Here is a 16,484-nt window from a genome sequence, read left to right as displayed (position 1 = left end):
GGCTCTCCTGGTGAGTTAGGGGGTGTCGGTGACAAGGGCGGCGAGGTGGTCGATCTGGGCCGGGGTGTGCCGTGCCGACAGCGCGAATCTCAGCAGCCCGGTGCCGTGGGCGACGATCGGGTAGAACACGGGGAAGCAGAGAACGCCGGCGTCCTTCAACGCGATGCCGGCCTCGAGGGTGGCCTGTTCGCTGTCGAAGGTGACGCCCCGGATCGGAGACCGTGAGCCGGCGTTGACGCCCTGGTGGCCGGTGGCGTTGTCGAAGTGGGCGACGTTGTCCCACAGGGTGGCCTGGAGCTTCTCGACCGACCCGTCCAGGTGCATACGCGCGGATTCGGCGTTGACGGCGGTGTGGGGTGCCATGTTGGCGTGTCCGAATACGAGGGGGTTGGCCTCGCGGCGGATGACCGTGGCGTCGGCGTCGGTGTCGACGAGGGCGAATCCGCCGGAGCCGCCGAAGGCCTTGGAGAGTGACCCGACGAGGAGGACTTCGCCGATGATGTTCCCGGACAGGGCGGTGTAGGCGTATCCCGTTCCGAGGCGCCCGTTGATCGAGATGCCGTGCGCGTCGTCGATGTAGACGTAACCACCGTGTTCCGCGGCCAGGCGTGCCAGGGTGGCAACGTCGATGAGGCCTCCCATCGATCCCACGCCGTCAACGAGAATGATTGGGCTGCGGGAAGCGTTCTTCGCTTCCACCAGCAAGGGTTCCAGAGTGCTCAGATCCGTGCTGTCGAAGCGGTTGGTCGGCCCGATCTGGTCGAGGATGCCGCGCAGGCTCTGCATCGACGCGTGCGCGGTGCGGTCGAAGAGGAACTCCGGGCCGCTGCTGGCGATCGGGTAGCTCGGAAGCAACCCGGTGCCCAGCAGCGGCAGTACGCCCAGGTGCACGCTGCTGACGGAGTTGAACACGATGGCACGGGATCCGCCGTACATCGTCGTCAGCGCTTCCTCGAGGTCGTCGAGGTCGGTGGTGTGCATGCTGTTGCGCGAGGCCGATAGGTGTACTCCGACCTTCCGGATGGAGTTCTGGGCAGCGTGGACCAGGCGTGGGTGGGATTCGAGTCCGAGGTAGGAGCAGGAGACGAACTCGGTGTAGGTCTTGCCGTCGTCGAGGATGACGCCGTCTGACGTGCGCTCGCGCACGCTGTGGTTTGTGATTCCCGCCTGGGCTGCCTGGTCGTACATGTCGGTCGTCCAGGCGGAGCGTCGTTCGTAGACGTTCTTCCGGTTAGTGGTCGTCGTGGACATCGGGATTCTCCTTCGAAGATGGTGTGGCCGGGGTCTGGTCATCGGAGGCCGCCGGCCGCGGCGCGGTCGTGTCGATGGTGTGGCCGAGGGCGGTCTGAGCGAGGTCGGTGAGCGAGGCGAGGCGGGTGTTGAACCAGGACTGGTTCTCCGCCAGGGACTGGGCGAACGATGCCGGCGAGTCCTGTGCGAGGTCGTCGTCGAGTCGAGCCAGTGCGTTGGCCAGAATGTCGCGCGCCGGCGGCTGGCCGAGGGCTGCGCCTTGGATGTCCCAGTAGGTCTCGGGTGAGCCCGATGCCACGCGTGCGGCCAGGGCCATCAGCAGGCGGGTCGGTGGGGGCGCGAACTCCAGGCAGCGGTCGACGTCGGCGACGATGTGCGGCAGGCTGGCCGCGAACGCCAGGAGCGCACTGTGCGTGAGGGCTTGAACGGCGACGAGCTCGTTGTCGTGCTCGCGCGCACTCAGAAAGACCACCCGGGCGCCGGCGTCCTCGATGCAGGACACGACGTCGGTGACTGTGGGATGCGTGACGGGGTCGACGACGGCTATGCGATTGCCGCGGGGTCCGAGCCCGGGATGGAACAGCGGGTTGATGCTCAGCATCGCGTGCTCCGGTACCGCCGCTGCCAGGTGGGCACGGAGGCGGTCCTTGCGGGAGAGCGTCTCGACGATGAGTGCGTCAGCGGGCAGGAGCGGGGCGAGTGCTTCCAGTGTCTCGAGGGCGGACTCCTCGGGCACAGCGAGGACGACCAGCGAGCAGGATGTTAGTGCCGCAGCGGTGGCCGGAGTCGGCTGGCGGGCGTCGACCTCGAGATACTGCTCCAGAGTGCTGAGGGCTTGGGCGCCGTCGAAACTGACACGCGGTCGCGTGTCGAGGGCGTGAATGTGCCAGCCGTGTGGGGCGAGGATGCTCGCGATCATCTGGCCGACGGGCCCGAAACCGACGATGACGGCTTGTTTCGACCGCGATGAGGGCTGGGTGGGTGTCGTGCTCATGCGTTGGTGACTTTCGATTCGAGGGCGGTGAGCAGGGCGCAGGCTTTCACGAGGGTTTCCTCGAATTCGTCAAGGGGGTCCGATTGGGCGACGATCGCTCCGCCGACGCCGAACGTGGTGGAGGTGTGATCGGAGACGAGGGTGCGGATGGTGATGCTCAGGTCGGCTGCGCCGCTGAGGGAGAACCAGCCGATGGCTCCGGAGTAGAAGCCGCGTGCTCGGTGTTCGAGGCTGCTGATGATCTCCATCGTGCGGATCTTGGGTGCGCCGCTCATGGAGCCGCCGGGGAAGGTGGCCTGCACGCAGTCCACGGCGGTTAGCTCCGGCCGCAGAGTGCCGGTGATGGTGCTGACGAGTTGGTGGACGTGGGAGAAGGTCTCGACGGTGAAGATGTCGTCGGCGCGGACGCTGCCGACTGTGCAGACGCGGTTGAGGTCGTTGCGGAGCAGGTCGACGATCATCAGGTTTTCGGCGCGGTCTTTCCCGTTGGTGGATACGTCTTTGCGCAGTTCCTGGTCATCACCCGGGGTGGTTCCCCGGGGGCGGGTGCCTTTGATGGGTTTCGCTTCGACCTGGTGGTCGACGCCGACGCGGAGGAATCGTTCGGGTGAGGCGCTGAGGATGGCGAGGTCCCCGAGTCGCAGGAAGGCGCCGAACGGTACCGGGCTCGTCTGCCGTAGCGCGCGGTAGGCGGCATACGCATCGGCGATCGGTCCGGCTTCGGCCATGTTCGTCAGGCAGATCTCATAGGATTCGCCGTCGCGGATCTTTTCCAGGCACGTCTGGATGCTCGCCAGGTAGGAGGCACGGTTCTGGTCGAGCTCGAACTCGAGCGCGGTCGGCTCCCTCAGGATCGGGACGTTCGCGGCCTCCGACTGGCGGTCGTCAGCATTAGCGACGGCTTCACGGGCAGTGGCAGATGTCTGTGACAGCCAGTCAGCGGCGGCCGTCCGCGTGGTTGGTTGGCTGTCGTCGACGAGGGTGAGCAGGTAGGTGTAGCACTCGCGATGGTCGATGACGATGGCGCGGTCGGCGAAGATCAGTGCCGCATCCGGGTGGGGTGAGCGATGGGCGGGTGTTCCGACGGTCTCGTCTTTGAGCTCGTAGCCGAGAGCGCCGACGTAGCCGAGGTTGAAGTCGAAGGGAAGTTCTTCGACGGCAGGGACTGCGCGCTGGTGTAGCTGGGCTCGCAGGTAGGTATAGAAGTCCTGGTTGATGGTTCGTTCACCGTCGTTGCCGCGAACGCGCCACTGTCTGGCGGTGACGTCGTACTGCAGGGTCTCGGCGAGCGGTCCGGTGGCATCGCCCATGATGGTCAGGCGTTTGGAGACCGGATCCATGGTCGAGCTATCGAGCCAGAAGCTGGTCTCACGAGCAGAGTAGAGGCTTTCGAACAGGCGTTGCGCGTCGGGTTCGCCGTTGATTCGCTGCCATTCCACGCGCAGACGCCGGTGGTGCTGGGGATGCCGGACGAGGGCGAGGTGATCGGTCGTGGGGGTTCGTGGGTGCGTGTGCACGAGAGTCTGGAAGTTCATCAGCATCGCTTCGCCCCACTCGGTCAGCGCCGACTCGGGGTGGAATTGGATGCCCCAGTACGGTCGGGTCTTGTGCCGGACCGCCATGACTACGCCGTCCGGGGTCCACGCGGTCGGTTCGACGTCGGCGGGCAGGTCGGTGACTGCCAGGGAGTGGTAGCACACCGCTCGGAACCCTTGGGGCACGCCTTGGAAGAGGTCGGTGTCGTAGTGGTGCACGCTCGTGACCCTGCCGTGCATGGGCTCGGGCGCCAGATCGACGGTCGCGCCCGAGGCGAATGAGAGTGCCTGATGGCCGAGGCATACGCCCAGCACGGGCAACCGGTTCTGGTCGAAAGCTTGCTGCGAGATTCCCAGGTCCCCGGACCGTTGGGGGCGGCCCGGGCCGGGTGAGACGATGATGCCGTCGAAGTCGTCGAGGGAGATGTCGGCCCAGTTGGCGTCGTTGGTGATGACGACTGGTTCAGTTCCGAACACGCGGTGGGCGAGATCGCGGAGGTTGTAGGTGAACGAGTCGAAGTTGTCGATCAGGAGGGTTTTCATCGGGGTGCTACCTCGACGCAGCGCTGTCGCTGGGCGCGGGAGCCTCATCGATGATGAGGTCTTCGACGCGGCAGGTCTCGGTGATGATCACCTCGTAGAGGCTGCGCAGGAACTCCGTGCTGATGCCGTGCTCCTGGCCGAAGGCTTCGGCTCTCTGGTGGACGACATCCACCCGGCCTGGCTGCATCATGGGGATGTCATGCTCTCGTTTGAGCTGTGCGATACTCACGCAGCACTCGATGCGACTGTTCAGAAGACCGAAATGGTAGCGGTGTGGTGAGCATCTGGTAGCGCCTGAGTGAGTACCCGGTAGCGGTATCTCACTCAGGCGTTGCCGGTTGTTATGCGTTGGTGGTCAGGCGCATGTTTGGTCCTTCGAGTGTGATGATTTCGGCGCCGGAGACGAGTCGGTTGAGGATTGACTCGGAGATCACGGCGTCGGGGATGGACTTGTACCACTCGTGTGGGGTGAACTGTGAGGTCACAACGGTTGAGACTTTGCGTTCCCGCCCGGCGAGGATATTGAGTAGCTGGTGCGCGGTCGCGGCATCAACAGGTGCGGTGAGAAAGTCATCCAGGACTAGGACATCGACGTCGTGGAGTTGCTGGATGAACTTCAGCCGTGTGGGGTTATCGGGGCGGAGGACTGCCAGTTCGGCGGCGAGCATGTCGGTGCGGTAGAACCGTGCGGAGTAGTCGTTGCGGCATGCTGCGGTGATGAGTGCTTGGGCGAGGTAGGTTTTACCAACTGAGGATTTGGTTCGCTCGTGAAACCGCGCGGTGCGAGCATCCGAGCTGGTGTTCAATCTGGCGGTAAGAACGCTGGAGAGTGTCCGTTTGTTTGTGTGCGGGGGCTTGGTTTACAAGTAGTTGGCGAACCGGTCTGGGTAGGCCACGGATAGTTGGTTGATGGCTTGTTTCCACCCTGAGGTTTTCGCCCCTTCAATATAGCCGTTGCAGTCGATTGCCCGCTTCGCTTTTTTCGCGCGTTGGGCGGCGCGTTTGTCCTCGATGTTGCAGACCATCAACCACAGCGTCTTCAACGCCGCAGCATCCGTGGGGAATTGGCCACGGTTGCGGGTCGCTTTCCGCAGCTCAGCGTTAAGCGACTCGATGGCATTGGTGGTGTAGAGCACCCGGCGAGCTGCAGGCGGGAACTGCAGAAACGGTATAAACCTCTCCCACGCATCACGCCAGACCTTCACCGACTGGGGGTACTTCCGCCCCAGTTCCGAGGCTTCGAAGGCATCGAGGGCGGCGCAAGCGGCGTCCTCGTTCGGTGCGGTGTAGACCTGCCGCAGCGCGCTGGATACAGATTTGCGGTCCTTATAGGACACCCACCTGTTGGCGGCCCGGATCAGGTGCACGATGCAGGTTTGTACCATCGAGTTCGGCCAGGTCGCTTCCACGGCCTCAGGCAGGCCTTTGAGCCCGTCGCAGCAGACGATGAACACGTCATTGACTCCACGGTTCGCCAGGTCCGCGCACACGGATGCCCAGAATGCAGCCCCTTCATTGTCGGCGATCCATAGTCCCAGGATGTGTTTGGTCCCGTCGATGTCGATGCCAACAGCCATGTAGCAGGCTTTATTGACCACCCGGTGACCATCGCGGATTTTCACCCGCAGCGCGTCGAGGAAAATGACCGGGTAGAACTCATCGAGCTGACGGTTTTGCCACACCATCACCTCATCGAGGACCGCATCGGTGATGGTACTGATGGTATCCGGGCTGATGTCCACCCCCAGGGTCGATGCCAGGTGGTGCTGGATATCGCGTACCGTCATTCCGCCGGCGTAGAGCGAGACGATCATGTCATCGAGCTCTGTCAGCCGGCGTGCCCCTTTCGGCACCATGACCGGGTGAAACGTGCCCGCTCTATCCCGAGGCACTGTGATGTCCACCGGGCCGTAGCCGGTGCCCACAGTTTTGGTGTACGACCCGTTGCGGTGATTGCCACCGTTTGAGGGGCTTACCTGGGCTTTGGCCGCGCGATCTGAGTGCCCGTACCCCAAATGGGCGTCCATCTCCGCCTGCAGACCCGCGTTGATCGAGGCTTGCAATAGACCTTTGACCAGGTCGCTGGCATCGTCGACGGAGGTTGATAGCTCGCCGATCAGTGCGGCGATTTCCGGGTTTTCCATCAGCTTCGCGCTGATCTCGTTGACCCTGCTCGGGTCATGGCCTTTCTTCGGTGACACGGTAGTCATTATCAGTGAAACTCCTTCTGGATCAGAGCCTCACACACAAACTTCCTGACACCCTCAGAACGCTGCCGAATCAGCAGCGTCATCACCGCACGGTAATCCGTCATAAGCGGACTCCTTCCAGTACGAGCCGCACCCGAGTGGTGCGGCTCGTACTGGAAGTATCACCTTGAGCGCTGTGAGCTGCTACCGGATACTCACTGAAGCGCTACCGGAAAGTCACGACGCTGCTACCAAATAGCCGGTCGCAACAGCGACGACGCAGGATGTCCAGGAGCTGCGCGTCGAGCGCGTCCAGTTCATCGCGTCGGTCGCCGAGAATGACGTCCGGGTCTGTCGCTTTGGTGTCCATGGTGTGCTCCTGCCGTGTCAGAGGTCTCGCGGCGGGATCGGGCAGGGTCTGCCGCGGTCCTTGTGCCGCTTGTTCCTTACTCTACGAACGGCGGGGAGCCTTCGGCTTGTCATCATGTGCCAGGGACTTGACATCAGGAGTACTGCGCTCATTGAGCATGCAGGCACCGGTCCTTATCGGGCGATCATGATCAGTTCACGACCGACCTCGTTGCAATCATCGTGCTTCATGAGCATGTGATGTTGAGGACCGGATAGGTGTGATTCCTCTCGAAAGGAATGGCACGGGCCTGATGGATCAATCCTCTGAGAGGAAGGTTGTCCGGTAGTCGCGGGGTGGCATTTCGAAACGCGCGCGGAATGCTCGGGAGAAGGCGCTGGGGTCGGGGAAGCCCCAGTTCGCGCCGATCTTGCTTACGGGTATGTGCCGATAGGCGGGATCGATCAGTTGCCGGCTCGCGCTGTCAAGCCGGCGGTTGCGTATCCATTCGCCCAGCGAGGCGTCCTCTTTCTCGAACAGGCGGTGGAGGTAGCGCAGGGAGATGTGATGCGCATCGGCGACGAGTTGCACGGTCAGGTCTGAACGGGAGAGGTTCTTCTCGACGAACCGGTAGATCGACTCCAGAAGCCCGGCTGTATATGTTTCCGGCGGCCGTTCTGTGCTGCCTTGCGCTTCCAGAAGCGCGACCGAGAGCACATCGATGAAGGCGCTGGATAGACGGGCGGAGGACGTGGCGCTGAGCTATCCAGTCTCTAGGTTGGAGGCGATGCCGACCACTATGGACGACAAGAGCTGTCCTGTGCCGGTTTGTCCATCGATGTGGAGGGCGGTGATGTCGCGCAGATGCGGTACCTTCTCGACGAGGAGGCTTCGGGGCATGGACGCGGTGACGGCGCGAGCTGAGGAATCCGGTGGGCAGTACAGGGTCGACGGGATGGAATCGTCGAGTACGCTAAAGTCTCCCGGGCGCTCGATCGTCGACTCCCTGTCGTTCTGGGTGAGCCCGATTTTCCCTCCGCCGAGGTGCAGCTGGAGAAGGAAGTCGTCAGTCTCCTCTTGGCGGACGTGCCGGGAAGTGCGAGTGATCTCGTAGCCGCTGCTGGCCTGGTACTCCGCGAGCGAGAAGGTCACCGGTCCGAGGTGGCCGGTGACCATGCGTCCGTAGAACGTCTCGTCGGTGTTGCTCACGCGGACTGCACAGCGGGCGAAGGACCCGGTGACAACGTCCTGCCAGTACTCGATCCGGCGGTAGAAGGCCACGTCGTCCGTGCTGAAGCTCTCGACCTGCACGTCTGGACCTCCTCTTCGACATGACTACAAGATCACAAAGCCAGTCATCTCATCGTATCCGACGGCACCGCTCCCGGGCGGTGACGTCGTTGCATCTCACACGTCTTCTATCGCCTAAGAGTTCCGCAATACATCTGCCTATCTAGTGACGGCAGACGCCGATACTGATTGCGCCCGCTTGCGGCGTAGAAGCATTGGGGGTGTCCCCCGACCGAAAAAGCGGATCCCTACCACCTATCCGAAAAACCCCTACCAACTACGCGGATTGCCCCTACCAACTACACGGAAACGGCAGCCAACGCCACCGAGTTCAGGGTGGGTACTGATGGATCTGTTCGACTGCTCGATCGCCGACAGTGTTGACCGTTGACCGCCGGTTCTTTGGCTAAAGCGATTGCGGCTTGCACGCCTGAACCCGGGCGGATGCAATCAAGGTGCCCTCATCCCGGCGCGGTGTCCCGCCAAGGAGGTCACGAAAAACCCCCTTCCAGCAGCCCAACCAAGCCATCGACGAGCGCATCGTGCGGCACAACACCGAACGCATTCGACAACGACCCAAGGCGGCCCGGGCCCTTGTCGAGTTCGCAGCGCTACTGCCTGGGTAGACAACCGGCGGCGTCCGCGGCGACGTGCAGCACGGTCTCCGCGCGCCCGGCGGCGCCCGCGGCGGGCCAGTCGAGCGGGTCGGCGCCGGCAGCGACGTGCCCGGCCGCTTCGGCCTTTTCCGAACCGGCGACGAGCAGCCACACGCGCTCAGCGCGCCGGACGGCAGGAAGGGTGAGGCTGGCGCGCTGCGGCGGGGGCTTCGGGGAATCCGTGACGGCCACCACGAGCGCGTCGCGTTCACGGACGGCGGCGGAGTGGGGGAAGAGGGAGTTGATGTGGCCTTCCCCGCCCATGCCGAGCAGGTGCAGGTCGAAGCCCCGCGGCGCGTACTCGGCGAGGACCCGCTCGTAGCGCGAAACGGCGGGGCCCATTGCGGATCCGTCCAGCCCGTAGCCGTGGATGTGGGTCTCGGGGATAGCGGCGCGGTCAAGGAGCGCCTCGCGGGCCTGGCCCTCGTTGGAGTCCGGGTGGGTCGGGGAGACGTTGCGCTCGTCGCCGAAGAAGACGTGGACGCGGGACCAGTCGATGTCGCGGGTGGTCAGTTCTTTCAGCAGGCCGATACCTGCGCCGCCACCCGTGAGGACGAGCCGGGCGACGCCGTCGCCGCTTACGCCGCCGTCTGGGCGGGAGTGGATGTCGCGAAGGAGATCGGTGAGGCGGGTGGCGGTGGCGTCGATAAGCGATGCGAGATCCGCGTGGCGGCAAACGGTGACCATGGGGGCTCCTTTAGGGCGCGGTGACGTGGACGAGCCCGCCGAGTGAGCGGGCGTAGGCGGTGTCGGGGTCAAGGTGGCGAAGCTCCTCGGCCAGGCACTCCGCGTCGGTGCGCGCAGTCATGGCCACGTAGGAGTCGGGCAAGCCGGGAGAGGAGATGCGCACGCTGCGCTCGTCGACGACTGTGACTGCAATGATGCCGTCCTCGCGCGTGATCTGCAGCTCGGTGATGGGTACGTTGCGGATAATCGCGGAGGGTTCCTCGGCGGGAAGGCGCACGACCTCGACGTCGAGGCAGCTTGCGAGCCAGCCCGCGGCGATGTCCACGCTTGGGTTGTCCGCCGCGCCGACAATGCGCACCGCGGTGATGGACGCGGTGGGGTTGCGGTCGAGCGCCGAGGCGACGATGCCGCGCCACAGCGTGATCCGCGACCAGATCATGTCCGAATCCCCCGGGGTGTAGCCACTGGCCAGTTTGAGCAGCGTATTGCCGGAGGCCTCGCGGCGGGTGTTGGTGATGCGCCGCTGCGCAAACGCACCGAGCGGGGAGGACGCCGGGCGCGTTGGGGCGGAGGTGGGCCACCACGCCACGATGGGCGTGTCGGGCAGAAGCAGCGGGGTGACCACCGCGTCGAGGTGGCCCACTAGGTCGCCGTGCAGGTGCATGACCACCATCTCCGAGGCGCCCTCCTCGGCGGTGAGCACCACCTCGGCGTCGAGGCAGGTGGGGGCCGTCGCGCTGCCCCGGATGACCACGAGTACGCGGGCGGGGTGAACCCGGGTGGCCTCGCGCACAGAGAGCAGGATGGAATCGAGGTCGTCGTCGGCGGAAGCCTCCACGAGGAGGGTGAGCACGCGCCCGGTGGCAAGCGAGTACAGCTCCTGCCCGTGAACGAGCGAGGCGGCGATCTCCGCCGTCGAGGTGTTGGTCAAAGTGATGTGCACGGTGTGTCCCTTCTACGGCCGGCGCCAGACGCGGCCGTCGGCGGCGAGCATGCGGTCGGCGGACGGCGGTCCCCACGTCCCGGCTTCGTATTCCTCCGGCTGCCCCTCCGCGGCCCAGTGGCTGAGGATCGGGTCGAGGATCTCCCAGCTGTACTCCACTTCCTCGTTGGTGGGAAATAGGCTGGACTCGTCGAGGAGGGCGTCGAGGATGAGGCGTTCGTACGCTTCCGGGGATTTCTCGGTGAAAGCCTCCGAGTAGGAGAAGTTCATGTTCACGTCGCGCACCTCGAGCGTGGACCCCGGCACCTTGGAGCCGAACCGCATGAGAACGCCCTCGTCGGGCTGGATGCGCAGGACAACGGCGTTGTTCGTCATCGACTGGGTTTGCCTGGCCTGGAAAGGCTGGTAGGGCGGGCGCTTGAGCACGAGGGCGATCTCCGTGACGCGGCGCCCGAGGCGTTTGCCGCTGCGCAGGTAAAAGGGCACACCCGCCCAGCGGCGGGAGTTGATCTGCAGGGTGCAGGCGGCGAAGGTCTCGGTGGTGGAGGCGGGGTCGAAGCCCTCCTCTTCGCGCAGGCCCACGACCTTTTTCGAGCCCTGCCACCCGGCTGTGTACTGCCCGCGCGCGGTAGTTTCGTCGAAGGGGCCGACGGGGTAGGTCGCCCGCAGCACCTTGATCTTCTCCGCTTTGAGCTGGCGCGGGGAGAAGGAGGCCGGCTCCTCCATGGCCACGAGCGCGAGCAGCTGGATCAGGTGGTTTTGGATGACGTCGCGGGCGGCTCCGATGCCGTCGTAGTAGCCGGCGCGCCCGCCGAGGCCGATGTCCTCGGCCATGGTGATCTGGACGTGGTCGATGTAATTGGCGTTCCAGATCGGCTCGAACATCTGGTTGGCAAAACGCAGCGCGAGGATGTTCTGCACCGTCTCTTTGCCCAGGTAATGGTCGATGCGGAAGACGGAGGACTCCGGGAACACCTGGTTGACCACCTCGTTGAGCTCGCGGGCGGAGGCAGCGTCGTGGCCAAAGGGCTTCTCGATGACCACGCGACGCCACTCGTCCTCGCCCGGCGTCGCCATCCCCGTGCGGTCGAGCTGGTTCACCACCGCAGAGAAGTACTCGGGGGGCACGGAAAGGTAGTAGGCCCAGTTTCCGGCGGTGCCGCGCGTGGCGTCCATCTCCCGCGTGAGCTGGGCGAGGGAATCGAAGGCGGCGTCGTCGTCGAAGGCGCCCCGCACGAAGTGCATGCCCTCGGCGAGCCGCTCCCACACGTTGTCGTTGAAGCGCGTTCGCGCGCTCTTTTCGACGGCTTCACGGACGTAACCCTCGAAGTCAGCCTTGCTCCACTCGCGACGGCCAAAGCCGATGAGCGTAAACCCGGCCGGTAGCAGGCCGCGGTTGGCCAGGTCGTAGAGGGCGGGCAGAAGCTTTTTACGCGCGAGGTCCCCCGTGACGCCGAAAATCACCAGGCCGGACGGTCCCGCGATGCGGGGCAGGCGGGTGTCGTCGTTGAGGCGCAGCGGGTTGATGGGGGTGTTCTCGTGTGTATCGGGCTGGGCCACGTGGTCACCTTTCCGGGTGGGGGGGTAGAGCTAGCGCAGGTTGGCCTGCATCGAATCGAGGAGTTCCTGCCAGGCGTCGACGAACTTTTCCACGCCCTCGCGTTCGAGGACGCGGACAACGTCGGCGATGTCGATGCCCACGTCCGCCAGCTGCCGGAACACCTCGCGGGCCTCGTCGGCGGTGCCGCTTAGTGTGTCGCCGTGAAGGCCGCCGAGCTCGTGGACGGCGTCAAGCGTCGCCTCCGGCATGGTGTTGACGGTATGCGGACCGGCGAGCTCGGTGACGTACATCGTGGCGGGATACGCGGGGTTTTTCACGCCTGTCGACGCCCACAGCGGGCGCTGCAGGTTGGTGCCCTCCGGCAGGCCGCTTACGTCGCTGAACTCTTCGCGGAAGAGCTGGTAGGCGAGCCGGGCGTTGGCAATCCCCGCCTTGCCGCGCAGCGCCAGGGCCTCGTCGGTGCCGATGGTCTCGAGGCGCTTGTCCACCTCCGTGTCCATGCGGGAGACGAAGAAGGAGGCGACCGAATGGATGGCGGAGACGTCGTGGCCGGCCTTTGCGGCGCGCCGGATGCCCTCCTTGTAGGCCTCGATGACCTGGGCGTGGCGTTCGACGGAGAAGATCAGGGTGACGTTGACGGAGATGCCCTCGGCCAGGGCCGCGGTGATGGCGGGCAGGGACTCGTCGGTCGCCGGGATCTTGATCATCACGTTCTCGCGGTCAACGAGGCGCCACAGGCTGCGCGCATGGTCTACGGTGCGTTCCTCGTCGGCGGCGAAGCGGGGGTCGACCTCGATGGAGACGCGCCCGTCGCGCCCGCCTGTGCGCTCGAAGACCCCGGCGAAGAGGTCGCAGGCGTCCTGGACGTCCTTGATGCTCATGGCATAGACGGCTTCGTCGACCCCGGCGCCGGCGGCTTTGAGCTCGGCCAGTTGGGCGTCGTACGCCGTGCCCGCGGACATGGCCTTGGCAAAGATCGCGGGGTTGGTGGTCACCCCGACGATGGAGCGAGCGGCGCGGATTTCGGCGAGGTTGCCGCTGGTGATGCGGTCGCGCGAGAGGTCGTCGAGCCAGGTGGCGGTGCCGATCTCCGCCAGTTCGTCGATGGAGGTCATGGGTCGTGGCCTTTCTTAAGCGTTGCGGACGGAGTCGAGGGAGGCGTGGGCCGCCGCGAGGACGTGCTCGGCGGTGAAACCGAAGCGCTCGAACAGTTCCGCACCGGGGGCGGAGGCACCGAAGTGCTCGAGGGAGACGTTACGGCCGTGGTCGCCGGTGAAGCGGTGCCAGGGCATAGACACGCCAGCCTCGACGGAGACGCGCGCCTTGACCGCGCTCGGCAGGACGGACTCGATGTAGTCGTCCTCCTGCTCGAGGAACCAGTCGATGGAGGGGACAGAGACCACGCGCGCCGCGGTGCCCTCGTTCTCGAGTCGGGCGGCGGCCTCGACCGCGTACTGCACCTCGGAGCCCGAGGCCATGAGGATGACGTCGGGGGTCTGCTTCGAGGACCCGACGAGGACGTAGGCACCGCGGGCGACGCCGTCGAAGGCCTTCTCCCTCGTGCCCTCGAGCACCGGCAGGTTCTGGCGCGACAGCGCGAGCGCCTTCGGCTGCTCGCGCCCCTCCAGCGCCGCGCGCCACGCCGCCGAAGTCTCGTTGGCGTCCGCCGGACGGATCACGGCGAGGTCGGGGATGGCGCGCAGGGCGGCGAGGGTCTCCACCGGCTGGTGGGTGGGGCCGTCCTCGCCCAGGCCGACGGAGTCGTGGGTGAACACGTAGTAGCCGTCGATGCCGGACAGGGCGGCGACCCGGATGGCGGGGTAGAGGTACTCGGAGAAGATGAGGAAGGTGCCGCCGTAGACGCGGGTGCCGCCGTGCAGGGCGATGCCGTTCATGATGGCGCCCATGGCGTGCTCGCGGATGCCGAAGTGGAGGTTGCGCCCGTAGGGCTCGGCGGTGAACTTCTCGGTGGTGATGGCCGCAGGCCCGAAGGAGGCCGCGCCCTTGATCAACGTGTTGTTGGAGCCGGCGAGGTCGGCGGAGCCGCCCCACAGCTCGGGCAGGGCGGCCGCGGCGGCCTGGATCGCGGCCTCGGAGGCCTTGCGGGTGGCGATCCCCTTCGCGTCCGGCTCCCAGGTGGGCAGCTCGGCGTCCCATCCCTCGGGCAGGCGGCGGGCGGTGAGGCGGTCCAGCAGCGCCTTGTTCTCCGGGTTCGCCTCCGCCCACGCGGCGAATTTCTCGTCCCAGGCGGCGCGCTTGTCCGCGGAGCGCGCGACGAGAGCACGGGTGTGGGCGATGACGTCCTCCTCGACGGGGAACGAAACCTCGGGGTCGAAGCCGAGGGCCTTCTTCACCAGGGCAACCTCGTCGGCGCCGAGGGCGGCGCCGTGGATGGCGCCGGTGTTCTGCAGGTTCGGCGCCGGGTAGCCGATCACCGTCTTGACCCGGATGATGCTCGGGCGCGCGGTGTCGGCCTGGGCTTGCGCGACGGCGGCCTCGATGGCGGCGACGTCCTCGCCGGAGTCGACGGTCAGCGTCTGCCAGCCGTAGGCCTCGTAGCGCGCCATGACGTCTTCCGTGAAGGCGATCTTGGTGTCGTCCTCGATGGAGATGCGGTTGTCGTCCCAAAAGAGGATGAGGTTGCCCAGCTGCTGGGTGCCGGCCAGCGAGGAGGCTTCGGCGGTGACGCCCTCCTGCAGGCAGCCGTCGCCGGCGATGACGTAAATGAAGTGGTCGAAGGGCGACTCGCCGGCGGGGGCCTGCGGGTCGTAGAGGCCGCGCTCGCGGCGCGCCGCCATCGCCATGCCGACGGCCGAGGCGAGGCCCTGGCCAAGCGGTCCCGTGGTGATTTCGATGTGGGCGGTGTGGTTGTACTCCGGGTGCCCCGGGGTTTTCGAGCCCCACGTGCGCAGCGCCTTGAGGTCCTCGATCTCGAGCCCGAACCCGCCCAGGTAAAGCTGGATGTACTGGGTCAGGGAGGAGTGGCCGTTCGACAGCACGAACCGGTCGCGGCCGATCCAGTGCGGGTCGGCGGGATCGATGTTCATGACGCGCTGGTACAGCGTGTACGCCAGCGGCGCCAGGGACATCGCGGTGCCGGGGTGGCCGGAGCCGCAGTTTTCCACGGCGTCGGCGGCCAGAACGCGGACGGTGTCCACGGCGCGGGTGTCGGTGTCGGTCCAGTCGTCCGGGTAGTTGCGGACGGTCATGGCCTCGAGTTCGGGGGGGAGGGTAGACACAGTCGAATTTCCTCACTTTTCAGGGCGGCTGGGCGTTCGGGGCGGCTCTGCGGCGCGCGTACCTGACAAGCCTAATGCTTCGGTCTCACCCGCGTTCCATGGACCGGCGCTCAAGCGGGCGGCGGGTGCAATTGGTTCCGGCCGCCCGCGGGGCGCTACCATCATCCAAAGGGTTGAGGCGGCGTGGAACTTTCACGCCGCGCCCGACGACTACCCGTTGTGTAACTTCTTGTACGCGCCCGCGCACGACGCAGGCAGTGGCCGCATGCTTGTCTGGAGGAGAATTTCTTGGAGACCATCAAGGCCTACTTCGCATTGACGAAACCGAGGGTCATTGAGCTCCTACTCATCGCGGCGATCCCGGCGATGCTGCAGGCTGACCGCGGGAACGTCCATGTGTGGTTGATCCTGGCCACCCTGCTCGGCGGGTGGATGGGGGCTGGTGCGGCCAACACCTTCAACATGGTCGCCGATTACGACATCGACCAGAAGATGGGGCGGACCCGGGCGCGCCCGCTCGTGCGCGCGAAGGTGACCAAGCAGCGCGCCGCGATCTTCGCCTGGGTCTTGCTCGTGGCCAGCGTCTTGTGGCTCGGTTTGCTGTGCAACTCGTGGCTGGCGGCCTTTTTCATCCTGCTGACCAACTGGTTCTACATCTTCGTCTACACGAAGTGGCTGAAGCGGCGCACGTGGCAGAACGTCATCTGGGGCGGCGCCGCCGGCTGCATGCCGGTGCTCGTCGGCTGGGCCGTCATCCGCGACAACGTCGACGACGGCAGCCCGGACCGCTGGTGGCAGGCCATCGTCATGTTCCTCATCATCTTCTTCTGGACCCCGCCCCACACCTGGGCGCTGGCTCTGAAGTACCGCGAGGACTACGCCCGGGCGGAGGTGCCCATGCTGCCGGTCGTCGCCTCCGCCGCCGAGACGACCCGCCAGATCCTCATCTACTCCTGGATCACCGTGGTCACCTCGCTCGCGCTTGTTCCGGCGACGTCGTGGCCCTACCTTCTCGCCGCGCTTCTCGCCGGGGCCGCATTCCTCGTGCGCGCCACCCAGCTGCACAACCAGGTCAAGCGCGGCGCCCAGGTCAAGCCGCTCAAGCTGTTCATCCTCTCCAACAACTACCTGGCAGTGCTCTTTCTCGTCCTCTCGGTCGACGCGATCCTCGGCTGGGAGACCTTCGCCCAGATGATTTTCTAGGCGCGCGATAAAGGCGTCGATAAGCACGGTGCTTATCGACGCCT

The 16,484-nt window shown here is 65.7% G+C and carries 15 protein-coding genes; 1 reads left to right on the top strand and 14 read right to left on the bottom strand.

What is annotated here, in order from left to right; genetic code table 11:
- Nucleotides 1-15: 15 nt before the first annotated feature.
- The 14 genes from CAURIS_RS06070 to tkt all read right to left on the bottom strand — a co-directional run bounded on the left by CAURIS_RS06070 (nucleotide 16) and on the right by tkt (nucleotide 15,207).
- The gene (locus CAURIS_RS06070) at nucleotides 16-1,251 is read right to left on the bottom strand and encodes an aminotransferase class I/II-fold pyridoxal phosphate-dependent enzyme (RefSeq protein WP_290340948.1); all 1,236 of its coding nucleotides are present in this window, start codon (nucleotides 1,249-1,251) and stop codon (nucleotides 16-18) included.
- Nucleotides 1,232-2,245, bottom strand: coding sequence for a 2-dehydropantoate 2-reductase N-terminal domain-containing protein (locus tag CAURIS_RS06065; RefSeq protein WP_290340946.1), 1,014 nt, complete (start codon nucleotides 2,243-2,245; stop codon nucleotides 1,232-1,234). Before CAURIS_RS06065 ends, CAURIS_RS06070 begins: the two co-directional genes overlap by 20 nt.
- On the bottom strand, nucleotides 2,242-4,323 hold the full coding sequence (pabB, locus tag CAURIS_RS06060) for an aminodeoxychorismate synthase component I (RefSeq protein WP_290340944.1): 2,082 nt from the start codon (nucleotides 4,321-4,323) through the stop codon (nucleotides 2,242-2,244). The genes CAURIS_RS06065 and pabB overlap by 4 nt, the downstream gene beginning before the upstream one ends.
- A 7-nt stretch (nucleotides 4,324-4,330) precedes the next feature.
- The gene (locus tag CAURIS_RS06055) at nucleotides 4,331-4,552 is read right to left on the bottom strand and encodes a chorismate mutase (protein ID WP_290340942.1); all 222 of its coding nucleotides are present in this window, start codon (nucleotides 4,550-4,552) and stop codon (nucleotides 4,331-4,333) included.
- Between the two features lie 112 nt (nucleotides 4,553-4,664).
- Nucleotides 4,665-5,129, bottom strand: a complete 465-nt coding sequence (locus CAURIS_RS06050) for an ATP-binding protein (protein ID WP_290340939.1) — start codon at nucleotides 5,127-5,129, stop codon at nucleotides 4,665-4,667.
- A 54-nt stretch (nucleotides 5,130-5,183) separates the two neighbouring features.
- Entirely contained in the window at nucleotides 5,184-6,533 is a 1,350-nt protein-coding gene (locus CAURIS_RS06045; protein WP_290340938.1) for an IS256 family transposase, read from the bottom strand.
- Nucleotides 6,534-6,738: 205 nt separating this feature from the next.
- Complete coding sequence (locus CAURIS_RS06040) at nucleotides 6,739-6,882, bottom strand: hypothetical protein (protein WP_290340936.1); 144 nt, start codon at nucleotides 6,880-6,882, stop codon at nucleotides 6,739-6,741.
- A 297-nt stretch (nucleotides 6,883-7,179) separates the two neighbouring features.
- Nucleotides 7,180-7,578, bottom strand: a complete 399-nt coding sequence (locus CAURIS_RS06035) for a helix-turn-helix transcriptional regulator (RefSeq protein ID WP_290340934.1) — start codon at nucleotides 7,576-7,578, stop codon at nucleotides 7,180-7,182.
- Between the two features lie 45 nt (nucleotides 7,579-7,623).
- Nucleotides 7,624-8,172 (bottom strand): AraC-like ligand-binding domain-containing protein, encoded by a 549-nt coding sequence (locus tag CAURIS_RS06030; protein ID WP_290340931.1) that lies wholly within the window; start codon nucleotides 8,170-8,172, stop codon nucleotides 7,624-7,626.
- Nucleotides 8,173-8,762: 590 nt separating this feature from the next.
- Entirely contained in the window at nucleotides 8,763-9,494 is a 732-nt protein-coding gene (gene pgl / locus CAURIS_RS06025; RefSeq protein WP_290340929.1) for a 6-phosphogluconolactonase, read from the bottom strand.
- 10 nt (nucleotides 9,495-9,504) lie between these two features.
- Nucleotides 9,505-10,437 carry a glucose-6-phosphate dehydrogenase assembly protein OpcA gene (locus CAURIS_RS06020; protein WP_290340926.1) on the bottom strand — a complete coding sequence of 311 codons (933 nt, stop codon included), beginning with the start codon at nucleotides 10,435-10,437 and terminating at the stop codon, nucleotides 9,505-9,507.
- Between the two features lie 12 nt (nucleotides 10,438-10,449).
- Nucleotides 10,450-11,997 (bottom strand): glucose-6-phosphate dehydrogenase, encoded by a 1,548-nt coding sequence (zwf, locus tag CAURIS_RS06015; protein ID WP_290340924.1) that lies wholly within the window; start codon nucleotides 11,995-11,997, stop codon nucleotides 10,450-10,452.
- Nucleotides 11,998-12,027: 30 nt separating this feature from the next.
- A complete protein-coding gene (gene tal / locus CAURIS_RS06010) occupies nucleotides 12,028-13,113 on the bottom strand; it encodes a transaldolase (RefSeq protein WP_290340922.1) in 1,086 nt (361 codons plus the stop codon).
- Between the two features lie 15 nt (nucleotides 13,114-13,128).
- Nucleotides 13,129-15,207, bottom strand: a complete 2,079-nt coding sequence (tkt, locus tag CAURIS_RS06005) for a transketolase (RefSeq protein WP_290343333.1) — start codon at nucleotides 15,205-15,207, stop codon at nucleotides 13,129-13,131.
- 318 nt (nucleotides 15,208-15,525) lie between these two features.
- Between tkt and CAURIS_RS06000 the strand changes: the two genes are divergently transcribed.
- Nucleotides 15,526-16,440, top strand: coding sequence for a heme o synthase (locus tag CAURIS_RS06000; RefSeq protein WP_290340920.1), 915 nt, complete (start codon nucleotides 15,526-15,528; stop codon nucleotides 16,438-16,440).
- The last annotated feature ends 44 nt before the right edge of the window (nucleotides 16,441-16,484 follow it).

The organism is Corynebacterium auris (assembly GCF_030408575.1).
Lineage (GTDB): Bacteria > Actinomycetota > Actinomycetes > Mycobacteriales > Mycobacteriaceae > Corynebacterium > Corynebacterium auris.
Note: the sequence above shows the minus strand (reverse complement) of the source record. Positions and strands in the feature narration are given on the sequence as shown.

What these genes read in the sequence shown, in the direction of transcription:
- CAURIS_RS06070 (WP_290340948.1), bottom strand. Translation starts at nt 1,251, where the DNA reads ATGTCCACGACGACCACTAACCGGAAGAACGTCTACGAACGACGCTCC.
- CAURIS_RS06065 (WP_290340946.1), bottom strand. Translation starts at nt 2,245, where the DNA reads ATGAGCACGACACCCACCCAGCCCTCATCGCGGTCGAAACAAGCCGTC.
- pabB (WP_290340944.1), bottom strand. Translation starts at nt 4,323, where the DNA reads ATGAAAACCCTCCTGATCGACAACTTCGACTCGTTCACCTACAACCTC.
- CAURIS_RS06045 (WP_290340938.1), bottom strand. Translation starts at nt 6,533, where the DNA reads ATGACTACCGTGTCACCGAAGAAAGGCCATGACCCGAGCAGGGTCAAC.
- CAURIS_RS06040 (WP_290340936.1), bottom strand. Translation starts at nt 6,882, where the DNA reads ATGGACACCAAAGCGACAGACCCGGACGTCATTCTCGGCGACCGACGC.
- pgl (WP_290340929.1), bottom strand. Translation starts at nt 9,494, where the DNA reads ATGGTCACCGTTTGCCGCCACGCGGATCTCGCATCGCTTATCGACGCC.
- tal (WP_290340922.1), bottom strand. Translation starts at nt 13,113, where the DNA reads ATGACCTCCATCGACGAACTGGCGGAGATCGGCACCGCCACCTGGCTC.
- tkt (WP_290343333.1), bottom strand. Translation starts at nt 15,207, where the DNA reads ATGACCGTCCGCAACTACCCGGACGACTGGACCGACACCGACACCCGC.